Source organism: Acinetobacter sp. ANC 3813 (assembly GCF_002135435.1).
Lineage (GTDB): Bacteria > Pseudomonadota > Gammaproteobacteria > Pseudomonadales > Moraxellaceae > Acinetobacter.
On the sequence record NZ_NEGK01000001.1, the window covers coordinates 482,956 to 504,150 of the forward strand.

Annotated in this window: 19 protein-coding genes; 6 read left to right on the forward strand and 13 right to left on the reverse strand. The window is 43.9% G+C overall.

Annotation, left to right across the window (positions count from 1 at the left end):
- Nucleotides 1-68 precede the first annotated feature (68 nt).
- Both ycaC and B9T34_RS02340 read left to right on the forward strand, forming a co-directional pair.
- Complete coding sequence (gene ycaC, locus B9T34_RS02335; RefSeq protein ID WP_086211532.1) at nucleotides 69-692, forward strand: isochorismate family cysteine hydrolase YcaC; 624 nt, start codon at nucleotides 69-71, stop codon at nucleotides 690-692.
- Nucleotides 693-835: 143 nt separating this feature from the next.
- On the forward strand, nucleotides 836-1,759 hold the full coding sequence (locus tag B9T34_RS02340) for a LysR substrate-binding domain-containing protein (RefSeq protein WP_086211533.1): 924 nt from the start codon (nucleotides 836-838) through the stop codon (nucleotides 1,757-1,759).
- Between the two features lie 104 nt (nucleotides 1,760-1,863).
- On the opposite strand, the gene ahpC is transcribed toward B9T34_RS02340, so the two are convergent.
- Nucleotides 1,864-2,427 carry an alkyl hydroperoxide reductase subunit C gene (gene ahpC / locus B9T34_RS02345; RefSeq protein ID WP_086211534.1) on the reverse strand — a complete coding sequence of 188 codons (564 nt, stop codon included), beginning with the start codon at nucleotides 2,425-2,427 and terminating at the stop codon, nucleotides 1,864-1,866.
- Nucleotides 2,428-2,669: 242 nt separating this feature from the next.
- Here ahpC and B9T34_RS18705 point away from each other — a divergent pair, with 242 nt between their 5' ends.
- Entirely contained in the window at nucleotides 2,670-2,831 is a 162-nt protein-coding gene (locus B9T34_RS18705) for a hypothetical protein (RefSeq protein WP_228147392.1), read from the forward strand.
- 82 nt (nucleotides 2,832-2,913) lie between these two features.
- On the opposite strand, the gene B9T34_RS02350 is transcribed toward B9T34_RS18705, so the two are convergent.
- The 4 genes from B9T34_RS02350 to B9T34_RS02365 form a co-directional block, all read right to left on the reverse strand.
- Entirely contained in the window at nucleotides 2,914-3,714 is an 801-nt protein-coding gene (locus B9T34_RS02350; protein ID WP_086211535.1) for a sulfite exporter TauE/SafE family protein, read from the reverse strand.
- A gap of 261 nt (nucleotides 3,715-3,975) precedes the next feature.
- Nucleotides 3,976-4,470: a flavin reductase gene (locus tag B9T34_RS02355; RefSeq protein ID WP_086211536.1), complete on the reverse strand. Its 495-nt coding sequence runs from the start codon at nucleotides 4,468-4,470 to the stop codon at nucleotides 3,976-3,978.
- A 179-nt stretch (nucleotides 4,471-4,649) separates the two neighbouring features.
- The gene (locus B9T34_RS02360; protein WP_086211537.1) at nucleotides 4,650-5,678 is read right to left on the reverse strand and encodes a methionine synthase; all 1,029 of its coding nucleotides are present in this window, start codon (nucleotides 5,676-5,678) and stop codon (nucleotides 4,650-4,652) included.
- Nucleotides 5,679-5,762: 84 nt separating this feature from the next.
- Nucleotides 5,763-6,746, reverse strand: coding sequence for a putative oxygenase MesX (locus B9T34_RS02365; RefSeq protein WP_086211538.1), 984 nt, complete (start codon nucleotides 6,744-6,746; stop codon nucleotides 5,763-5,765).
- Nucleotides 6,747-7,194: 448 nt separating this feature from the next.
- Between B9T34_RS02365 and B9T34_RS02370 the strand changes: the two genes are divergently transcribed.
- A complete protein-coding gene (locus B9T34_RS02370; protein ID WP_086211659.1) occupies nucleotides 7,195-7,863 on the forward strand; it encodes an epoxyqueuosine reductase QueH in 669 nt (222 codons plus the stop codon).
- A 10-nt stretch (nucleotides 7,864-7,873) separates the two neighbouring features.
- On the opposite strand, the gene B9T34_RS02375 is transcribed toward B9T34_RS02370, so the two are convergent.
- The 7 genes from B9T34_RS02375 to B9T34_RS02405 form a co-directional block, all read right to left on the reverse strand.
- On the reverse strand, nucleotides 7,874-9,268 hold the full coding sequence (locus B9T34_RS02375; protein WP_086211539.1) for a methylenetetrahydrofolate reductase C-terminal domain-containing protein: 1,395 nt from the start codon (nucleotides 9,266-9,268) through the stop codon (nucleotides 7,874-7,876).
- A 289-nt stretch (nucleotides 9,269-9,557) separates the two neighbouring features.
- Entirely contained in the window at nucleotides 9,558-10,142 is a 585-nt protein-coding gene (gene ssb / locus B9T34_RS02380; RefSeq protein ID WP_086211540.1) for a single-stranded DNA-binding protein, read from the reverse strand.
- 51 nt (nucleotides 10,143-10,193) lie between these two features.
- Nucleotides 10,194-11,558 carry an MFS transporter gene (locus B9T34_RS02385; RefSeq protein WP_086211541.1) on the reverse strand — a complete coding sequence of 455 codons (1,365 nt, stop codon included), beginning with the start codon at nucleotides 11,556-11,558 and terminating at the stop codon, nucleotides 10,194-10,196.
- Between the two features lie 149 nt (nucleotides 11,559-11,707).
- Complete coding sequence (locus B9T34_RS02390) at nucleotides 11,708-12,793, reverse strand: DUF475 domain-containing protein (RefSeq protein WP_086211542.1); 1,086 nt, start codon at nucleotides 12,791-12,793, stop codon at nucleotides 11,708-11,710.
- A gap of 261 nt (nucleotides 12,794-13,054) precedes the next feature.
- Nucleotides 13,055-13,774, reverse strand: coding sequence for a hypothetical protein (locus tag B9T34_RS02395; protein WP_086211543.1), 720 nt, complete (start codon nucleotides 13,772-13,774; stop codon nucleotides 13,055-13,057).
- A gap of 159 nt (nucleotides 13,775-13,933) precedes the next feature.
- Nucleotides 13,934-14,269, reverse strand: a complete 336-nt coding sequence (locus B9T34_RS02400; protein WP_086211544.1) for a GlpM family protein — start codon at nucleotides 14,267-14,269, stop codon at nucleotides 13,934-13,936.
- A gap of 43 nt (nucleotides 14,270-14,312) precedes the next feature.
- A complete protein-coding gene (locus B9T34_RS02405) occupies nucleotides 14,313-14,702 on the reverse strand; it encodes a hypothetical protein (protein WP_086211545.1) in 390 nt (129 codons plus the stop codon).
- Between the two features lie 254 nt (nucleotides 14,703-14,956).
- Between B9T34_RS02405 and uvrA the strand changes: the two genes are divergently transcribed.
- Together uvrA and B9T34_RS02420 are read left to right on the forward strand one after the other, a co-directional pair.
- The gene (gene uvrA / locus B9T34_RS02415) at nucleotides 14,957-17,788 is read left to right on the forward strand and encodes an excinuclease ABC subunit UvrA (protein WP_086211547.1); all 2,832 of its coding nucleotides are present in this window, start codon (nucleotides 14,957-14,959) and stop codon (nucleotides 17,786-17,788) included.
- 141 nt (nucleotides 17,789-17,929) lie between these two features.
- On the forward strand, nucleotides 17,930-18,442 hold the full coding sequence (locus tag B9T34_RS02420; protein WP_086211548.1) for a hypothetical protein: 513 nt from the start codon (nucleotides 17,930-17,932) through the stop codon (nucleotides 18,440-18,442).
- A 500-nt stretch (nucleotides 18,443-18,942) separates the two neighbouring features.
- Here B9T34_RS02420 and B9T34_RS02425 read toward each other — a convergent pair whose 3' ends face one another.
- The gene (locus B9T34_RS02425; protein WP_213034145.1) at nucleotides 18,943-20,649 is read right to left on the reverse strand and encodes a GGDEF domain-containing protein; all 1,707 of its coding nucleotides are present in this window, start codon (nucleotides 20,647-20,649) and stop codon (nucleotides 18,943-18,945) included.
- Nucleotides 20,650-21,195 lie beyond the last annotated feature (546 nt).

The window sequence follows — 21,195 nt, forward strand, 5'->3', positions numbered from 1 at the left end:
GCAGTACTGCCCTAACGGGCTGCAGCGAAAATTCGATTACGATTTAAACTCATCAAGAGGAAGAGAAAATGGGCAAACCATACGTTCGTTTAGACAAAGATAATGCAGCCGTTCTTTTAGTAGACCATCAAACAGGCCTGCTTTCACTGGTACGCGATATTGATCCTGATAAATTCAAGAATAACGTGCTGGCGCTTGCAGCCGCAGCCAAATATTTCAATCTTCCAACCATTTTGACCACCAGCTTTGAAGATGGTCCAAATGGCCCGCTGGTGCCTGAACTGGTTGAAATGTTCCCAGATGCGCCTTATATTGCGCGCCCTGGCCAAATCAATGCTTGGGACAACGAAGATTTTGTTCAAGCCGTGAAAGCAACAGGCAAAAAACAGCTGATCATTGCCGGCGTAGTGACCGAAGTCTGTGTGGCTTTCCCGACACTGTCTGCTTTAGCTGAAGACTTTGATGTATTCGTGATTACGGATGCCTCTGGCACTTTTAACGCCTTAACCCGTGACTCTGCATGGGACCGCATGTCTCAGGCCGGCGCACAGCTGATGACTTGGTTTGGCGCTTCATGTGAATTGCACCGCGACTGGCGCAATGATATTGACGGTTTAGGCGCATTATTTGCGGCGCATATTCCTGACTATAAAAACTTAATTCAAAGCTATGTAAAAAATACATCAAAATAATCTGATATTTTTGATATAAAGAAAGCAGCTTTCCAGCTGCTTTCTTTATTTGAATAGCTGTTTTTTATGATTTAAAGCATTGTTTAAAAAACAATAGAATAACCGTATGATGCCTGATTGATTATTGAGGGTCGAGGTGATGAATGCACTCATTTGATGACTATTATTATTTCTACCTTGTGGTGAAGCATGGCGGATTTAGCGCGGCCAGTGAAGCATCCAATATCACCAAATCCAAGCTCAGCCGCCGGATTTTAGACCTTGAAGCAAACTTTAACGTCAATTTGATTCAGCGTTCGACCCGTCATTTTAAAGTCACGCCGCTGGGCCAAGAGTTTTTTGCAGAATGTGAGAAAGTCATTCAGCAAGTGGACTGCGCGCACAATGTATTAATGAAGCAAAAAAGCGAACCGCGCGGCTTAGTCAAACTCAGCTGCCCATCCGTGATGATGCGCTATCAAATCCGCACATTGCTGAATCAGTTTTTAAAAGAGCATCCGCAAGTCCAAATTGAAATGGAATTGACCAGCCGGCGTGTCGATATTCTGCATGATGATATCGATCTCGCCATCCGCACCAATTTTCAAGCCAATGAAGATTCCAGCATTGTGGTGCGTGACGTCATTAAAACCACGCACTGCCTTGTGGCCAGCCCTGAATTATTAGATGGCCATGCCATTCAATATCCAACTGAAATCAATAATTATCCAACCATTGTGCTGGGCACGCAAAAACAGCATTATCACTGGCGCCTGCACCGCTTGGAGAGTCAGGAACAGATTGATATTCCGCTCGAACCTCGCATTAAAAGCAACGATCTGGCTGGCGTGTATTATTCCGCAATGGATGGCTTAGGCATTGCAGATTTGCCTTACTTAACTGTAGAACAAGATTTGGCTGAAGGCCGTTTGGTGCATATTTTGCCAGAATGGTGTTCCAATATCGGCACGGTGCAGCTGGTCTACGCTTCTCGTAAAGGACAGCGCTTGGTGATGGAAAAGCTCGTCGAACATCTGGTTGAAGGTTTACGCGCCAATGCCGAAGAACATAACGGCTATGCCATATAGCAGTACTGGCAGCGCCATGATTGAGGCTAATTTTGCTGAATGCGCCGTAAAAAAAATCCAGCGCATGCGCTGGATTTTTTGACTCAAAACGAAACGCTTTGAAATTAGATTTTACCAACCAAGTCGATTGATGGCGCTAGAGTTGCTTCACCTTCTTTCCATTTTGCAGGGCAAACTTCACCTGGGTGAGCATGCACATATTGCGCGGCTTTCACTTTGCGAAGAAGCTCTGATGCATCACGGCCAATACCGCCAGCGTTAATTTCTACAATTTGGATTTTGCCTTCTGGGTCAATCACGAATGTACCGCGGTCTGCCAAGCCATCAGCTTCAATCAGCACTTCAAAGTTTTTTGCCAAAGTCCATGTTGGATCGCCAACCATTGGATATTCAATTTTCTTAATTTCTTCAGAAGAATCGTGCCAAGCTTTGTGTGTGAAATGCGTATCTGTCGATACTGAATAGATTTCTACGCCCATTTGTTTGAATTCAGCATAATGATCAGCAAGATCGCCTAATTCTGTTGGACATACAAAAGTAAAATCAGCAGGATAGAAGAACACTACAGACCATTTTCCGATCATATCTTTTTCAGATACTTCAATGAATTGGCCGTTTTGGTAAGCAGTTGCGTTAAACGGTTTTACTTCAGTATTAATCAAGCTCATTTCATTTTCCTTTCAATCATTTCAGGGGAATGCTTATCTGTTGAAGCTAGAATACGAAAGATTTCCACATCGGTAAAACAGTAGTTTTTTATTATAATAATCGAAATATTAGATCATTATATCCTTTCAATTCCTGTAAATCCATTGGCATTGCCTATAATAAAAAGAGACAACTTTTAGCCAATAATTTGCTTCTGAATCACTTTCTCTAAAATAATTTTTGAATTTATATTGGCTATGCCTTGAAATATACCAGCGGCGATGATTTTAAACGACGCGATTTAGGCGTTGGCGTAGCTGCCCGCTTTAATCATGGTCTTGGATTTGACTATGAACGGCTTTATACCCATGACTCATGGAACACACAAGATATGCATCTGTTTGGTCTGCGCTATGAATGGTAAACCACTGTAAAGACCATAAAAAAAGCCCTGATCTTGGGGCTTTTTTTATGGCATGCAATCATACTCAGCATTGAATCAGCGCTTAAGCAAAACCCTTAAACAAAAAGAACAAACCAATAACAACCAAGAGTACAGCAAAGCATTTTTTAAGCACTGCTGGCGATAGCGCATGCGCTGTTTTTGCGCCAAATTTAGCTGTCACAAAGCTCATCACACTGATGCCTAAAAAGGCATAAATATGTACAAAGCCAATGGTGTTGGGTACATCAATATGCTCTTTCATTCCAAAGAACATAAAGCCTAAAGCGCCTGCAATTGCAATAGGTAAACCGCAAGCAGCAGAAGTTCCCACCGCTTTTTGCATAACAACACCATTATGACTTAAATAAGGTACCGTTAAACTGCCGCCGCCAATGCCAAAAATGGCAGATGCAACACCAATAACCGCGCCCGCACCAATTTGTTTGCCTGTAGACGGTAAAGGCTTACTGGTATCCACGGCTTTTTTGGCGCCTGTAAACATGGTGTAAGACACCCAAAGCAAAAACACACCAATAATGAGCTGCAAATGCGTGCCTGACAAAATGCCCGCAATGCCCGCACCGACAAAGCAGCCAATCGCCATCGGTAAAACAAGGTTTTTAAAGACTGGCCACAGCACTGCACCATTTTTATTATGCGCCATCGTCGAGCTGATTGACGTCACCACAATGGTCGCTAATGATGTGCCCAGCGCCAATTGCATGATCACATCTGGGCTATACCCCATTTGCGTAAAGACCACATATAACAATGGAACGATGATGGTTCCACCGCCCACACCAAAGAGTCCAGCGGCAAATCCTGCAAAGGCGCCAATAATTAAGAAAGTAATGAGTTCCACAATATACCGATTTAAAATTAAGAGATATCTTGCATAAATCAAATATGAACTGCCATTCAGTAAATAATGAATGTTCCCTCTCCTTTTAAAGGAGAGGGCTAGGGAGAGGATTTATATTCAAATGCCCCCTCATCTTAGCCTTCTCTTAGAGCCATATATGGCGAAAGTGAAGAAACTTTTCATTACTCATTTAATATCTCATTCTGATTTTTTGACATTTACAAGAAATCTAATATTGATTAAAAATAATTAACGAAGTGATTAAGCCTCTTCAACCTGCCCCACTTGATGATAAGCGCGATTGAAATACACGAGGCTTTGATCTTGTTCACTTTTTTGAATTGCAGCCACACGGCAAATAAAAATGCTGTGCGTACCCACTTCCTGAATTTGATCAATCTCGCAGTCAAAACTCACCAAAGCTTCTTCAAGCACAGGCGCGCCAGTTTCTAGCGTGGTCCAGTTGCCTTGACTAAAGCGCTCATCCGAACCGTATTTACTCGATGCAAATACATTTGAAATGTGCTCATGTTCAGCAGCCAGTACATTCACTGTTAATATTTTATTTTCAATAAAATGTTCATGCGAACGTGATGATTTATTCATGCATACCAATAAAGTTGGAGGCGTATCAGTGACGCTGCATACCGCAGATGCAGTAAATCCATAGCGGCCAGACATTCCTGCAGTCGTCACCACATTGACCGCGCTTGTTAATAATGACATTGCATTTTTAAAGTCTGTAGCTTGAATCATCACTTTATTCCTCAGTCCCTTGTTTGGAACTGCATGTTTCCTATATGTTGATCTGCCTAATAATTTTGATAATTAGGCCAATAATTTGAATGCGTTTTGACAAAATTTTGAAATGAGGCAGTGTGCCCATTCATTGGACACACTGCGTTTTCATACGATTCTTTGGTAAGTTTGAAAGATTAAGCAGAAAGCTCTTTACGGATAATGTCCGCACCTGCGCTCAATGCATTTAACTTGCCGCGCGCCACTTCACGAGGCAATGGCGCCATACCGCAGTTGGTAGAAGGGTAAAGCTTGTCTGCATCCACAAATTGCAATGCTTTACGCAGGGTATTCGCCACTTCTTCAGGTGTTTCCACTTGATTTGTAGCTACATCAATCGCACCCACCATCACTTTTTTACCGCGGATCAATTCAATTAAATCCATCGGTACACGTGAGTTTTGGCATTCTAAAGATACGATATCAATTTTAGACTGCTGCAGTTTCGGGAACGCTTCTTCGTATTGGCGCCATTCAGAACCTAAAGTCTTTTTCCAGTCTGTGTTGGCTTTAATACCGTAGCCATAGCAAATGTGCACCGCAGTTTCACATTTCAGACCTTCCAGCGCACGTTCTAGAGTTGCCACGCCCCAGTCGTTCACTTCATCAAAGAATACGTTAAATGCAGGCTCGTCAAACTGGATAATATCCACGCCTGCAGCTTCTAATTCACGCGCTTCTTGGTTCAGAATTTTGGCAAATTCCCAAGCCAATTTTTCACGGCTCTTATAATGACCATCATAAAGTGTATCAATCATGGTCATTGGACCAGGCAAAGCCCATTTAATTGGCTGATTGGTTTGGCTGCGCAAGAATTTCGCATCTTCGACAAAGACCGGTTTTTGACGGCTGACTGCGCCCACGACGCTGGGAACGCTCGCATCATAACGGTTGCGGATACGTACAGTTTCGCGTTTTTCGAAATCTACGCCATCCAAATGCTCAATAAAGGTGGTCACAAAATGCTGGCGGGTTTGCTCGCCATCACTGACAATATCAATGCCTGCATGCACTTGTTCTTGCAATGACAAACGCAAAGCATCCTGTTTGGCTTCAAGCAATTGCTCGCCTTCTAGTTTCCAAGGAGACCAAAGCTTTTCTGGCTCTGCAAGCCAAGAGGGTTTCGGTAAGCTGCCCGCTGTTGATGTTGGGAGTAAAATCGCCATATTAAATCTTCTATCTTTAAATTCTTTATCAAAAAATCAATTTCTTGCACATGCAAGAAATCTAGTGTCTAAATCAAATTGCGATTAGGCAGCACTTTCAACAGTAAAGTTGGCAGCCCATTCATCCAAAATGTCTTTATATGGCTTAATGAAGTTTTCTTCAGTCCATTTGCCCTGTTTTACTGCCAATTGACCACGTTCAACACGGTCATATACCACTTGAGTCAGTGAGAAATCTTGATAGTTCAAGCTTGGCTGATATACCAAACCTGCCACTGAATTGGTATTGTAAATTTCAGGACGATATACTTTTTGGAAGCTTTCCATCGTGCTGATCGCACTGATCAATTCAAAATCTGTGTAGTCGCTCAGCAAGTTATTTGCAGAATAGAAAGCCAATGGCGCAGTTGCATTTTCAGGTTTAAAATATCGGACGCTTAAGCCCATTTTTGCAAAGTATTCATCGGTACGTGAATAATCATCATTGGTGTATTCCACACCTAAAATAGGATGCACATTGGCAGTACGGTAATAGGTTTTAGTCGTTGACACGCTTAAACAAATCACCGGCTGTTTTTTAAATTCGGCTTTAAAAACCTCTGAATTTACAAGGTGCTGATACAGCTTGCCGTGTAAATCACCAAAGTCTTCTGGCTTTTCATTGAACTTGCAACCTAGTGCTGGCAATACCACGCTAAAGTCATAATCACGCACATAAGATGAAAAACTGTTGCCAATCATGCCTTCAATACGTTCATTGGTTTTATGGTCGATAATGGTACTTTTTAAAGTTTCAATAAATGGGAAAGTTTGACCATTCCCTTCTACATCAAGCTCTGCAGAAATAATGTCAATTTCTAGTGAATAGCGGTCTGCATTAGGGTTGTCACAGCTTGCCAAAGTATTGAAGCGGTTGTTGATCATTGCCAATGTACGGCGTAAGTTTTCTTCACGGTGTTCACCGCGTGCTAAATTGGCAAAGTTTGTAGTTTGGCGTGTGTTATTTGATGGTTCGTAGTTCTCATCAAAACGAATTTTTTTAATTGAACATTGAAATGCTGTACTCATGGAGATTCACAACCCTAAAAATAAAATATCAAAATTTCTGTCTGGGTTAAGTTATACGTGAACATAAAGATGAATAAAAATGATTTAACCTCAACACAAAGTGAGTGAAATTCATGTTTGTTGATTTTATCAGATGCATTTGTTCAACTGAGAGCGATAAAAACAGATCAGATAAAAATAATCACGCACAATAATTTTTACTAAAATATTGAATAAACAGTAAGTTAATTATTTTTCTTAACAAAGTTCTATTACAGCATAGAGCCGTACTGATGAAGTGAATGAAAACTTGGCTTTCAGAAGAGTCACCATTGGAATTCGGTGATTTATTCAGCTAAATGAATTTAGCTCATCTTAAGCTGAGAAAAGATCAAGCTCTTCATTCTTTATGGTGCATCTAAATCTTTAAAATATCAGGTATCAGTGAATCCATTCTTTTATAACGATGATGTCTAACAAACTTGAACGCCAAAAACTGACTTTACCCAAAGGTCATGACAAACTTCTGCTCCACTCTTGCTGTGCGCCCTGTTCTGGCGAAGTCATGGAAACCTTAATTGAATCCGGCATCAATTTTTCCATCTTCTTTTACAATCCGAATATTCATCCCGTCAAAGAATATGAAATACGCAAAGAGGAAAATATCCGCTTTGCGGAAAAGCATAATATTCCGTTTATCGACTGTGATTACGACACAGACAACTGGTTTGAACGCGCTAAAGGCATGGAGAATGAACCTGAAAAAGGCATCCGCTGTACCATGTGTTTTGATATGCGCTTTGAACGCACCGCCCTGTATGCGTCAGAACATGGCTTTAGCCTGATCAGCAGTTCATTGGGTATTTCACGCTGGAAAAATATGAATCAGATCAATGATTGCGGTCATCGCTCTGCTTCACATTATTCAGGTATTACATACTGGGACTATAACTGGCGTAAAAATGGCGGCGTAGTGCGTATGCTGGAAATCAGCAAGAATGAAGAATTTTATCAGCAGGAATACTGTGGCTGTGTATATTCACTGCGGGATACCAACCGCTGGCGCATGAGTCAAGGCCGTGACCGCATCAAACTGGGTGTAAAATTTTATTCCAATGCCATGGACGATGAAGATTAACGGCCTTCCCTTAAGCCTCTGAAGTCAAATACCAATTTTTCCAAGAGCTGGTGCCGCGCACTTCAATTGGCACAGTTGCGATCAGTTTATCTTTTAAAATTTCAGTCTGTTCAACGGCTTTAGCGAGTCTGGCTTTGACCGAATGAATGCATTCACGGTCCCCAAATTCACAGCGGTCTAAACTCGTGCCGCCGCATGGCCCATTGGCCAAACCCTTGGGGCAAGTTTCTGGGCAAATATATAAAGTATCTCCCAGGCGGCACTGCCCGCAGCTCTCACAGCCCACAATACTATGCTTACTGATATGTTCCGTTTTCAGCAAGGTTTTTGCAGCTGCCCTGCGTTCCCAAAAGGGCGAGTTGAAAATAAATCTTCCGACGCCTTTGGCAATTTTTGAATCAAAAAAAGCATCATGCATGACATGCAATTGATGATATTTCATGATCTGACCCGAAGATGGCGGGCGTGAAAAATCAGCCGGCTCCGGCATCAGCTCTTTGCCTGTTTTGATTTGCCATAATGACGTCCACAAAGCCTCAAGCGCGTGTAAATCCAAATGACGGTATTCCTCGATATAGCTTTCCAGCAGCATCTGCTCTTCTGGCTTATGACAGGCAGATAAATCCACCCCTGCAAAACCCAAGTGTTGGCAGATTAAAATCTGTAAGGCGCAGCGCAGATAAACCCGTTCGCTCAGCCCTGCCTGCTTTTCTTCCGCCAAAACTTTGAGCATATGGGGGGTAATGACAATCCCAGCCACTTTATGTTTCAGCATAAAATTGGCGCGCGCTAAACTGAGCGGCATCACGCATGCAAGGATATTCTGAGTATAGTGATGCCGTTTTAAAAATGCCTGAGCCTGCTTGAGCGCCTCGATGTCATAGCCTAATTGGGTAACAATAAAATCGGCGCCGGCTTTAATTTTCTTATGCAGCTTTAAATATTGCGCATCACGTTCAGCTTCAGCATATTTAAATGGATTAAATGCAACACCAATGCAAAAACCGCCAGACTCTTTGGCCGCCATAACGGCATTGACCGACTCTAAATAGCGGCTGCGCTCTGCGCTGTCATTTCCTTTGTGATGCTCTTTCAGCTTATCTCCAGTCAGCAAAAGTAAGTTTTGAATATCAGCAGCTTTTGCTTGCTGCAAGAAATATTCTAAATCCTGAATATCCCGCCCCTTGCCAGCAAAATGCAGCACTTTTTCAACTGCATCTGGATATTGCCTGCTCGCGTCAAGCGGCGCCATGTCATGATCAGAATGTACCCGGTCTGCCAACGTCATCATTGCAGGATAACCGGCAAATACCGTTTTCACGGGAAAGACTTCATTGAATGAGCTGAGATATTCCACTAGGACACAAAATTTGTTTTGCTGGAAATAGGAAAATAATTGAGACATGCAGATTGAGAGATTTAAAGCATCAAAAGAGAATGCGCTAAATTATAGGCTAAAAATAGAAATGCGGCCTGCTGCAAATGTTAAAATCATGCGGCCACTTCTATCAAAAATAAATAGCCCGTCTCATGCTTATTTATGGTGTTGTACATATTTCATTTTGATTTCAATACCATGTGGCAGGTTCAACTTCAGAAATGTAAAAATGAGTTCAATACTGCCATCACCCTTTTTTCTTGCACAAAAAAACCCGATTTAAATCGGGTTTTTTAAAATTCATTACATATATGATCTAGAACGGAAGATCATCGTCCAAATCTGCTGGAGCTGCTGCTGGCGCTGCTTGCGGCTTAGGTGCAAAACTGCTTGGGTTATTGTTGGCATAGCCATTGCCTTGTGCATTGCCGCCTTGATTGCCATAACCGCTTTGGCTAGCGCCGCCTTGATTGCCGTAACCGCTCTGCTGGTTATTGTTATAACCGCCTTGCTGGTTATTATTGAATCGCGGCTGTTCAAAGCTTTGACCCTGCTCACCTTGCGGACGGCTGCTGTCCAGCATTTGCATCTGTTCACCGCGAATTTCAGTCGTATAGCGCTCTTGACCATTTTGGTCTGTCCATTGACGGGTACGCAATGAACCTTCAATGTACACTTTAGAGCCTTTGCGCAGGTATTGCTGAGCAATTTCACCTAAACGGTTATGCAGCACAATACGGTGCCATTCCGTTTGTTCTTTGCGCTCGCCAGTACTTTTATCTGTCCACGAATCGCTGGTCGCGATAGAGAACTGAGTTAGCGAACCGCCATTCGGGAAAGTTTTTGTTTCAGGATCTCGACCTAAAGTACCAACTAAAATGACCTTATTAACACCACGCATCTGAGGTAATCTTCCTATTTGTTTCTATTATTTACTTTATAAGAGTTATGCTTAAATGGCTAGCTCTTTCCCTAACAACTGCGTTAAGTGCTGTCGCGCTGGCTCATCTATGAGCTGCTTATCCACTTTTATATACGCCACTTGCTGGTCAGACATCACCACGACCTCTTCAATACCACGAATTGCCAAAAGCTGAGAAGTCCATTCATCCGTTTCTTTACCTTCCGGCAAGCTGAAAACCACTGAAGATAAATAGCGCGGCTGCGCCAAACCAAAGCTGATGAACAGCCAAAGAACCGCAATAGCAGTCAGAATACCCCAGCCCATGGCCGTATTATTCAACAGCAGGAGCTGGCCGCCCAGCATGCCGCCAAAAAACGCGCCTAAAAACTGCGAACTGGCATTCACGCCCATAGCCGTGGCTTTCGACTGAATTGGCGCCGCTTTTGACAGCCAAGACGGCAGCAGCGCTTCCATCACGTTAAAGGCAATAAAAAATAAGCCCAGCCCCGTCAGCAGAATATATTTGGATTCATAGCCAAAAATCAGTACAGCAAGACCCAAAATAATGCCGCCAATGGCGGTGAGGAAAATGCCGCGCATTTTGCGGTATTTCTCTGCCAAAATAATACTTGGGAAAGCAAAAAACAGGCTGATCACCAGCAAAGGCAAATACACCAAACCATGGCTGGACAGCGGAATTTTGGCAAAATCAATCAGCTGCGACGGCATATAAATAAACATTGCTGTCAGCAGCAAATGTAGCGCAAATACCGATACATGCAGACGGTTTAGGCTGCCCATTTTCAGCACTTGCTTCAGCTGCGTCAGGTAGCCTTGCTGATAATTACGGTGATGGCGGGTGACTTTCGGCACCAGCAGCAGCATGGAAATTGCCGCCAAGCCCATAATAGTCGTCACCCAAAACAGGCCAGAAATGCCGACGAGACCTGTCAGCCACGGCCCAATGCTGAATGCCACCACAAAGGATAAGCCAATGCTCATACCCATCGCAGCCATGGCTTTGGTGCGCTGTTCTTCACGGGTCACATCCGCCAAAAGCGCCATAACCACCGCGCTGACAGCGCCGCCGCCAGCAATTGCACGGCCGATAATCACGCCATAAATGGTTTCAGACATGGCAGCAATGGCGCCGCCCAATGCAAACAGCAAAAGGCCGAAGACCACCAGCGGCTTACGGCTGTAGCGGTCTGCAATCAAGCTGAAAGGAATCTGTAAAATGGCTTGCGTTAATCCGTACACGCCCACCGCCAAACCAATCAGCGCAGGCGTTGCATATTGATAAGACTGCCCCGCCACAGAAAAGACCGGGATAATCATGAACAGGCCCAACATGCGCAATGCAAAAATACTGCTTAGGGCAAAAGTTGAGCGGCGTTCTAAAGCATTCATCATATCAAAAGCATAAATTCAGGGATTAACAGATAGCGATATCCTACATCATTCCAGCAGCCTGCGCTGAGGTATTCATGTACTCGCCAGAGAATAAAAAAGGGCGCAATCAATGCGCCCTTTAAGTATAACCGCTTTTCATGAAGCGTAAATTAACCGCGCAGCGCCTGGCGCTTTTTATATTGAATTGATGCGAAGATTGCCCAAACAATAAATGCGACGCCAATCAGGCCCGTCACCACTTCTGGAATATGCACGCCTGTACCGCTGGCCAGCATGATGAATGCCAATGCGCCAATCGCATAGTGCGCGCCATGCTCAAGAAAAATATAGGCGTCCAACGTGCCTTTTTCGACCAGATAAATCGTCATTGAACGCACGAACATTGCGCCAATCGCTAAGCCCAGCATAATGATGACCACATCTGAGGTAATCGCAAATGCGCCAATCACCCCGTCAAAACTGAATGAAGCATCCAGCACTTCCAAATACAGGAAGCCGCCGATACCCGCTTTAATTACGCCAGTTGATGCGCCGTTGGCATCATGCGCAATTGCATTGCCGTCTTCATCAATTTCCGGCTCACCGCCCAGCAAATGGCTCAGCACTTGTACGCCGATATAAATCACAATGCCCCAGATCCCCGCCATGGTCACGACCAGACGTTTCGCTTCTTCAACATTGGCTGCCATAATCAGCAGCGCAATTAAAGCCAGAAAAGCGGACATGGCAGGCACATTGGCCAAATTCGCCAAGCGCGCTTCCAGCCAGCGGAACCAATGTGTATCTTTACCTTCATCTAGGAAAAAGTTCAGGAACACCAGCAATAAGAAAGCGCCGCCAAAGGCAGCAATTTCAGCATGATGCGCCATCAGCTTGGCAGAATAGTTAATCGGGTCATTTAAAGCCATTTTCACGACTTCCATCATGCCCATATCTGCAGTCACGGCAACAATCACGATAGGGAAAACTAAACGCATGCCAAACACAGCAATAACGATGCCTACGGTCAAGAAAATCATTTTCCAAAAATGATCCCAGCCGCGTAAAACTGAAGCATTCACAACCGCGTTGTCAAAAGACAGCGACACTTCCATCACCGCAAGGATTGCAGTGATGGTCAGCGCAGTGATCATGGCCTGAACACCTGCGTTTGGCCCGTGGCTAAAGCCCCAGTACGCAGAAATTGCCAGACACACGATCGTAAAGAAGATGGAGAAACCAAAATGTTTCAGCATGACATTCGACCTATGAATTTATTAAAATGTGGGAAATTGGGTAAAACTTAAAGAAAAGTGTTTAAGATTTAATGTGCGCAATTATGAACTTTTTTTCTATCGATTCCAAAACACTTCGTATGATTTTCTTGAATAGATAAATGCTTTCCCGCTAAATTGAGGAACAGGCTTATTTTTTATTGATGTTTTTGCAAAAAGAGCAACAGACCGCAGCACGACAGAACGTTGCGCCCTTGCACTGAAGTGGCCTGATTATTTCCTTTAAGTTCTGCGGTACCAGCCCAGATAAATTCCCATCGCAATCACCACCAGAAAAATCATCCAGCGGGCTTCACGAAATTCTGAACGCGCTTCGGCTTTAGCTTCCGCTGTTTCTGAGCCGTACTGTGATTTCACCATCGGGTTTAATTTGGCGATTGCCGCCAAATCTTTCGGCTGCTCACCTTCACCAATCAAGATATACAATCCTTTGACTTCCATCTCTTGCAGCGGACCCAGCACAATGGAAAGCCCTGCAGTTTTGGCATTATAGTCTGGCACCCAGTCTTCCACACGCGCATAAACATGCGCTCGGCTCGCATCAAAAACCTGAGCATCTGTAATTTTTTTGCCCGTCTGTTCCTGAATAATATCGGCTAAATCTTGATATTTTGACAGGGCATAGTCTTTACTGCGCGCCAATTGAATGCCCTCAAAATTCAGATCATCTGATTTTTTGGCTGGCTCATTTTTAAATAGCAGGCCTTCCGGCGTCAGTTTCAATCCCATGGCAGTGTTATCAGGCGCTTGATTGGCCTGCGTCACGATATAGACCATTGACCAAATTTTCGCGCTAGGCGAAACGGCTGCAGTTTGAGCTTTGTAAAGCTGTTCTACTGAGGGTTGAATCACCTGCTCAAAGGCGATAATTTTGGTGTCTTCTGCATATGCAGCTGCGCTCAAAATGAGGCCAGCAAAGCACCCGAGTAATTTCTTGAACATCACATTCTGCTCTTATAATGATTAAAAAACATATTATTTTTCATCATTATAAGCTAAATCACCGCATCCGCATCTATGCAAAGTAAGATTAAATCATTGGAAAAATTAAGGTTTTTGTGACATTTATGCTGTTTTTCTAATCAACTTTGCTTAAATATTCTAAAACTGCTGCCACACATAAATCAGCACTGCCGCTGCCACAGTCCAGCCTAAAGCGGCAGTCCCTAAACAGCTCCACAAAGGCATTTTTTCTGCCAGAAGATACACCAGCAGCAGATAAACAAAATAGGGAATTAACGACCAAATGCCGAATAGCGCCGTTTGGCGTAAGGCTTCTGCACCTTTTTCCTGTGAGACAATCACATGCGCAATAAGGGCAAAAGTGGGAAACAGCGGGACAAGACCCGCAATATAAAAAACTTTGCTTCTCGAAAAAACGGCAATGATGAGCACCGCCGCTGCACCCAGCAGGCTTTTTAAAAATAGGGACAGCATATTTATCTTTCTCTGAGCCTTTTACGCATGCACTCGGGATATATCAGTTCGGGGTTTTACACAGCAGATTGCTTTGAAAACGCTGTTTTTGCTGTACGGCCAGCTGCTTAAACTGCGCCTGAACTTTTAAATCAGACGCACTCATTAAATGCTGATTGGCATCCATGATGGCCAGCATCTGATCATAGTGCTGCGGAATCTGCTCACAGCTCAGCTTTTTTTCTTCAGCTTGAGTTTTGGCTTGGCCCAGCTGCTGCACCAGCAAATCAATTTTTTCACTTTCTGCTGTCAGCGCTTTGGAAGCCTGCTCGACTGTACTGTATTTTGCAGCGTGCGACTTCGCTGCAGGTTCTTTTTCGCAGGCAGTCAGCGCAGAGATCATCAAGATGGCCGCCGCAGTGCTTTGCAGCAGCTTTTTTTGCTTTAAATTCATATTTGTCTTTTATCCGCTCTGCCAGACCTTTGCTGTCTCAGGTGTTCATCAATCACCATTGTCCAGTTTAGCAGATTTGGTTGCACTCCCCCACTAAGTAAGCAACAGCCGATTGACCCGAATTCTGCCCCGTTTTTCTTCATCGCAGCCTTTTTCTCATAATATAAATACGAAATCCAAGGTTTTTTACACTTGAACATTTTTCATGCGCTATCATATATACCCTTCAATTTGCACAAAACCGAGATGTTTTTATGAGCCAAAGCCACATCCGTATTCGAGGCGCACGTACCCATAACTTAAAAAATGTGTCACTCGATATTCCCCGCGACAAGTTTGTGGTGATTACGGGGCTTTCGGGTTCAGGCAAATCCTCTTTAGCCTTTGACACCCTGTATGCCGAAGGCCAGCGCCGCTATGTAGAATCTCTGTCTGCCTATGCGCGCCAGTTTTTATCGCAAATGGAAAAACCCGAAGTTGATTCGATTGAAGGCTTAAGCCCTGCCATTGCAATTGAACAGAAATCCACCAGCCACAACCCGCGTTCTACGGTGGGCACAATTACAGAAATTTACGACTATTTGCGTCTGCTGTATGCGCGTGTCGGCACACCGTACTGCCCAGAACATGACTTGCCAATGGTGGCGCAAACCGTTTCTGAAATGGTCGATGCCGTGAAAGGATTGGAAGAAGGTACGGCGCTGATGCTGCTGGCGCCTGTGGTGCGTGAACGCAAAGGTGAATATACCGCCCTGTTTGAACAGCTGCAAAGCCAAGGCTTTGTCCGCGCACGCGTGGACGGTGAGATTATGGAAATTGATCCGCCGCCAGAATTGGACAAAAAGAAAAAACACACCATTGAAGTGGTGGTTGACCGCTTTAAAGTGCGCGATGATTTAGGCAACCGTATTGCGGAAAGTTTTGAAACTGCGCTGCGTCTAGGCGGCGATATCGCGATGCTGTCGTGGATGAAAGGCGAACACGAAGACCGCGTCTTTTCCGCCAAGCACTCTTGCCCCGAATGCGACCGCGCCGTTGCTGAATTAGAACCGCGCCTATTTTCGTTTAACAACCCTTTTGGCGCATGCCCGGTCTGTGACGGCTTAGGAACACGCAGCCATTTCAGTGCGGACAAACTGATTCCAAACAATGCGCTCAGCATCAGCGAGGGTGCAATCCGAGGCTGGGATAGACAGCGTCCGTATTATTACAGCATGCTGCAAAAAGTGGCGGATCACTACAGTTTCACACTAGAAACACCGTGGAATGAGCTGGATGCCGACACCAAGAAAAAATTCCTTTACGGCACGGGTAAAGAAAAAATTGACCTGAGCTATATTGATGAACGCGGCCGCCGCCACAGCCGTGTGCAGGCCTTTGAGGGCATTTTGCCGCATTTGGAACGTCGCTACCGCGAAACCGAATCCAACTATGTGCGGGAAGATTTGGCGCAGTATCTGTCAAATGCTGCCTGTGATGCCTGCGGCGGTTCACGTCTGAACGAAATTTCACGCAATGTGAAAATTTTGGACAAAACCATTGCCGAAATTACCAAGATGTCGATTGGCGATGCCGAAGATTATTATCAGCACTTAAATTTAAGCGGCGCCAAAGGCGAAATTGCCGACAAAATTTTTAAGGAAATCCGTGAGCGCCTGCATTTCTTAGTGTCAGTCGGCCTGAACTATTTAAGCCTGTCACGTTCTGCAGAAACACTGTCTGGCGGTGAGGCGCAGCGAATCCGTTTGGCTTCGCAAATTGGCGCGGGCCTGATGGGCGTGATGTACGTACTGGATGAACCCTCGATTGGCTTGCATCAGCGTGATAATGACCGCCTGCTGGAAACCTTGGTGCGCCTGCGTGACTTAGGCAACACGGTGCTGGTGGTGGAACATGATGAAGACGCGATCCGCGCAGCCGACCATATTATTGATATCGGCCCTGGTGCTGGCATACATGGTGGTCATGTGATTGCTGAAGGCACTTATGATGAAATCCTAGCCAATAAAGACTCACTCACAGGTCAATATCTTTCAGGCAAACTGAAAATTGAAGTACCAAAAAAACGCATCCAGCCGCCAAAACCAGATGAACAAATCAAACTGATGGGCGCAGCAGGCCATAACCTGAGAAATGTCGATTTGACCATTCCTTTAGGCATTATGACTTGCGTGACGGGTGTTTCGGGTTCAGGAAAATCGACCTTAATTAACCGTACATTATTGCCTTTAGCCGCAACGCAATTGAACGGCGCAACTACACTGACCGCTGAAAAATTTGATTCTATTGATGGCCTGCAATTCCTTGATAAAGTCGTAGACATTGACCAAAGTCCGATTGGCCGTACCCCGCGTTCTAACCCTGCCACCTATACAGGTTTATTTACGCCAATCCGTGAATTGTTCGCGCAGACACAGGAAGCCAAAGCCCGCGGCTATGCTGCAGGACGTTTCTCGTTTAACGTCAAAGGCGGACGCTGTGAAGCCTGTGAAGGCGACGGCATGATTAAAGTGGCCATGCACTTCCTGCCAGACATGTATGTGCCTTGCGATTCTTGCCACGGCAAACGCTATAATCGTGAAACGCTGGAAGTGAATTACAAAGGTAAAAACATTTCTGATGTGCTGGAAATGACTGTTGAAGATGCGATGCATTTCTTTGATGCGATTCCTGTCATTCACCGCCGTTTGGAAACTTTGAATCAAGTGGGCTTGGGCTATATCCGTTTGGGTCAGTCTGCAACGACGCTGTCTGGCGGTGAAGCGCAGCGCGTGAAATTGGCGCGTGAATTGGCGAAGCGCGATACAGGTAAAACACTGTATGTGCTGGATGAGCCGACCACAGGCCTGCATTTCCATGACATTGCCAAATTGCTGGACATCCTGCATGAGCTGCGCAACAAGGGCAACACCATTGTGGTGATTGAGCATAATCTGGATGTGATTAAAACCGCAGACTGGATTATTGACTTAGGCCCTGAAGGCGGCGCTGGCGGCGGGATGATTATTGCAGAAGGTACACCTGAAGAAGTGGTGAAATCTAAAGTTTCACATACAGCGAAGTTCTTAAAACCATTGTTGAAATAGAATCTCCCCCCTTGCGGAGCAGTGCTCCTCATCTTTAGTAAAGAGGGGAAACTCCCTCCTTTTTCAAAGGAGGGCTGGGGAGGATTTTAAATATATAAATTTCATGATAAAACGGTGATTCATTGACCGTTTTTTTATTTTATGACTTTATTAGAAATATTAGATACTTCTGTGAAAATTGGCTTAGGGGCACTAATTACTGGAATATTTGCTTATTTCAATCAAAAAGTGAATATATCTGCATCAGTAACAAAAGAAAATCTTCTATATAATCGAAATCTCTTAACGAATATTTCAAAAGATGTTGAAGAAATTAATCATCTCATTTTGAAAATGTGGGCCATTTTTGAATTTGAAACTAAACAAACACCTATCTATAAGAATAAAATTCTAGACAGACTTGATCCTTTGCGCATTTCATTATTTAACGACTTTAATTTACTGAGTAAAAATGAAGGCTTACTTTTATTACACGGTTTCACACAACAACAAGAAAATTTAAGAGCTTATGGTGAATTACTTGGGAAATTTAATTCATATACTCTTTTCAGAAATGGTGCTATCGATATTGAAACAACCAAACAATACAGAACGGAAATTTTAGAAACAAGGAAAGGACTTTATAACAGCTTAAATAAGGCCATTCCTAAATAATTTATCGGCATCAATATCCAATCACATGACCCGCGACATAGATGTCGCCCGTTTGACTGGGGTACACGGACGTGCCCTCAGTCAAACTGAAAAAATTTGCTACTTTTGTTCTTTCAAAATTAGAAAGCTTCCTACACAACTTAATTAACAAATCATGACGCAAAATGAGGACGTGCTAACTGATATTCCTAATGCAAATTGCGAATAATAAGTCCTCTTTCATCAATTATTTTTTGAACTTTTAAAAATCATGATGTAAGTTCCCTCTCCTTTCAGGAGATGAGAAGCACTGCTTCGCAAGGGAGAGGTTGTTTTATGTTTAAAATCCCTCATCCTAACCTTCTCCCAAAGGGAGAAGGGACTTTCATTGATAATTTAAGTACCGATTAATGATCATTTTTTGATTTATGAAAGAACTCTATTATTTATATTAAATAAAGACTTCTCTCTTAACTTATACAAATTAACGTGACCTTCTTCAAAATACCCAGTAATAAAACCTAATCCGAAACCGAGTTCTTCCCTTTCGCCTTTGCCCGAAACAACGCCTCATCCGCCCGCGCCAGCAACGCGATCCAACTTTCCGCACCCACCGCTGCCCCAGCACTGATTGAGACATTGACCTGCTCAAAGCCTTCTCTCTGAAACAGATCAGAGGCCAAAACAGCCTTCCTTATTTTTTCCGCAATTTTCAGCGCCCGCTCCAAGCTGATATTTTCAACCAGCACCAAAAACTCATCTCCGCCATAACGCACCAGCAAATCAGACGCCCGTATGCTTGCCTTTAAACTTTCCGCGACAGACTGAATAACGGCATCACCCACAATATGGCCAAAACGGTCATTCACCTGTTTGAAATTATCAATATCAATCACAATTAGGCAGGTATTCTGAAATTGGCTGGACTGTTTTTCCAGCAGCTTAATATATTCATCCAGCGCAAAACGGTTCGCTACTCCAGTCAAAGAGTCTGAATGCGCAATATGCTTCAGCTGAAACTCCAGCGCTTCACGCTGATGCAATTTCTTTTGCAGCCGATGAATCGCATCAAAAAGACTCAGGCTCTGCTTTGAAGATTTTTCAGATGACGTTTTCGATTCAGGATGAGCCAGCTTAAACAGCTGCTCCCGAGCCTGAATTAAAGGTCCAAAAACCCATTTTCTCGCATAAATCATGGTCATAGAAACCGTCAGCAAAGACACCAGCACCATTAAAATGGCATAAATTAGTTTCTTTTTGGCATTTTGCTGTTCGCTATACGCCACTTTCACGCTGGACTCTAAAATGTAATTCTGCAGTTCCACTACGGTTGCAAAACCGTCGACCATTGAGCGAGTCAGTTCAGGACCCGTCATTCTATATGGCCGCGCATTTAAACTGTCATCGACTAAATTGGCAATGACTAACAAACCATGATCAAAAAAACCGTGTTTTACCCGCAGGTACAGTGTATCAAACGTTGCCGTTTGACTATTTTTAGGCTGAATCACGCCCACCAAACGCCATAAATATTGGGTTTGGTGCTGCGTCTGCAGCGAGCTTGCCAAGTTTTCAGTGGGAATAGATTGCTGGAAAGATACGGCCGGCATAATATTCGATGCTGATCGCCCCGCCTGATCACGCAATTCAGACAATAATAAAATTAAAGTATAGTAATTCGACAATGCCTGATCTTTTTGCTCGGCGTCATACACCAAGTTTTGCATGACGGCATCACAGGCATCCCACGCATGGAACATCGCGGTAATGGCGTCATTCATATGACGCATCGTGCGCTGTTTATACGGCGTTGCCGCATAAGCATCGACCTGCTGGCGGCCCCGCATCAAAGCAGGAACAAAATTTCGCCTCAAATCCTGCGCCGCGCGATGTTGCCCCGCATGATTCAGACTTTGCACAGTCGATTGCAGCAACTGATCGACTTGAACCCGATACTGCTGAAGTTCCGCTAAATATTTTTCTGCATCTTCAGGCGCACCTGTCATAGCATTATTGGAAGGCGCACGCTCTCTCGAAACTTTATTGGTCAATTCGGATAATATTTTGAGACTCTGAATTTCTGAAAGCGCTTCTGAACTTTTTTTATAGCTGATATAGCTGCTGACAATCAGCGGCAAGCCTATCAGCAATACAGTCAAAACAATGACCAGCATCGCAACCCAAAGACGGCGGCGGATATGTTCCGAACGCAATGCATTGCTAACCATAATCTTAACCCCGTATCCAAAGACCATAGCGCCTGAACAGCACTGCATCAAAAAAATGCCACTGGAGATTATATATTTGTGACTTAACTCACATTATATTTAATTAAGGTATTTTAATACACACCATTCAGAAGATTTTATGATTTAAATCATTTGAGTACCGGATGAAATGCCGTATGTGCAGCATCTGTTCATGATGCGATGGAGCAGTGAATGAGCCGGCTCACCGGATTAATAATTACGCCAAGTCCGAACGATCGCCGTTACTTTGCCCACTAAAAATTCAGTTAAAAAAAAGCCCAGCTTTGGGGAAAGCCGGGCGGATAAAACAAAATATGTGGAGAGTCGGTCGAAAATCACCAAAATAGCAACAAAACCGATCTAATTTTTAAATTATGTGATATTTCGCAAAATAAGTAAAGATTATTTTGCATTACAAAACGCATTTATGAAAAAAAATGCCTATAATTCACATAATATGTGTTTATAAATGAATACAGCGAGTTATCGACAATCACCGCATACGCTATTTTATTTTTGAATGCC

Coding starts and splice junctions, on each gene's coding strand:
- ssb (WP_086211540.1), bottom strand. CDS start 10,142: ATGCGTGGTGTTAATAAGGTCATTTTAGTTGGTACTTTAGGTCGAGAT.
- B9T34_RS02400 (WP_086211544.1), bottom strand. CDS start 14,269: ATGCTGTCCCTATTTTTAAAAAGCCTGCTGGGTGCAGCGGCGGTGCTC.
- B9T34_RS02340 (WP_086211533.1), top strand. CDS start 836: ATGCACTCATTTGATGACTATTATTATTTCTACCTTGTGGTGAAGCAT.
- ycaC (WP_086211532.1), top strand. CDS start 69: ATGGGCAAACCATACGTTCGTTTAGACAAAGATAATGCAGCCGTTCTT.
- B9T34_RS02405 (WP_086211545.1), bottom strand. CDS start 14,702: ATGAATTTAAAGCAAAAAAAGCTGCTGCAAAGCACTGCGGCGGCCATC.
- B9T34_RS02395 (WP_086211543.1), bottom strand. CDS start 13,774: ATGTTCAAGAAATTACTCGGGTGCTTTGCTGGCCTCATTTTGAGCGCA.
- B9T34_RS02365 (WP_086211538.1), bottom strand. CDS start 6,746: ATGAGTACAGCATTTCAATGTTCAATTAAAAAAATTCGTTTTGATGAG.
- B9T34_RS02375 (WP_086211539.1), bottom strand. CDS start 9,268: ATGTCTCAATTATTTTCCTATTTCCAGCAAAACAAATTTTGTGTCCTA.
- B9T34_RS02420 (WP_086211548.1), top strand. CDS start 17,930: ATGACTTTATTAGAAATATTAGATACTTCTGTGAAAATTGGCTTAGGG.
- B9T34_RS02355 (WP_086211536.1), bottom strand. CDS start 4,470: ATGATTCAAGCTACAGACTTTAAAAATGCAATGTCATTATTAACAAGC.
- uvrA (WP_086211547.1), top strand. CDS start 14,957: ATGAGCCAAAGCCACATCCGTATTCGAGGCGCACGTACCCATAACTTA.
- B9T34_RS02390 (WP_086211542.1), bottom strand. CDS start 12,793: ATGCTGAAACATTTTGGTTTCTCCATCTTCTTTACGATCGTGTGTCTG.
- B9T34_RS02425 (WP_213034145.1), bottom strand. CDS start 20,649: ATGGTTAGCAATGCATTGCGTTCGGAACATATCCGCCGCCGTCTTTGG.
- ahpC (WP_086211534.1), bottom strand. CDS start 2,427: ATGAGCTTGATTAATACTGAAGTAAAACCGTTTAACGCAACTGCTTAC.
- B9T34_RS02385 (WP_086211541.1), bottom strand. CDS start 11,558: ATGATGAATGCTTTAGAACGCCGCTCAACTTTTGCCCTAAGCAGTATT.
- B9T34_RS02370 (WP_086211659.1), top strand. CDS start 7,195: ATGTCTAACAAACTTGAACGCCAAAAACTGACTTTACCCAAAGGTCAT.
- B9T34_RS02360 (WP_086211537.1), bottom strand. CDS start 5,678: ATGGCGATTTTACTCCCAACATCAACAGCGGGCAGCTTACCGAAACCC.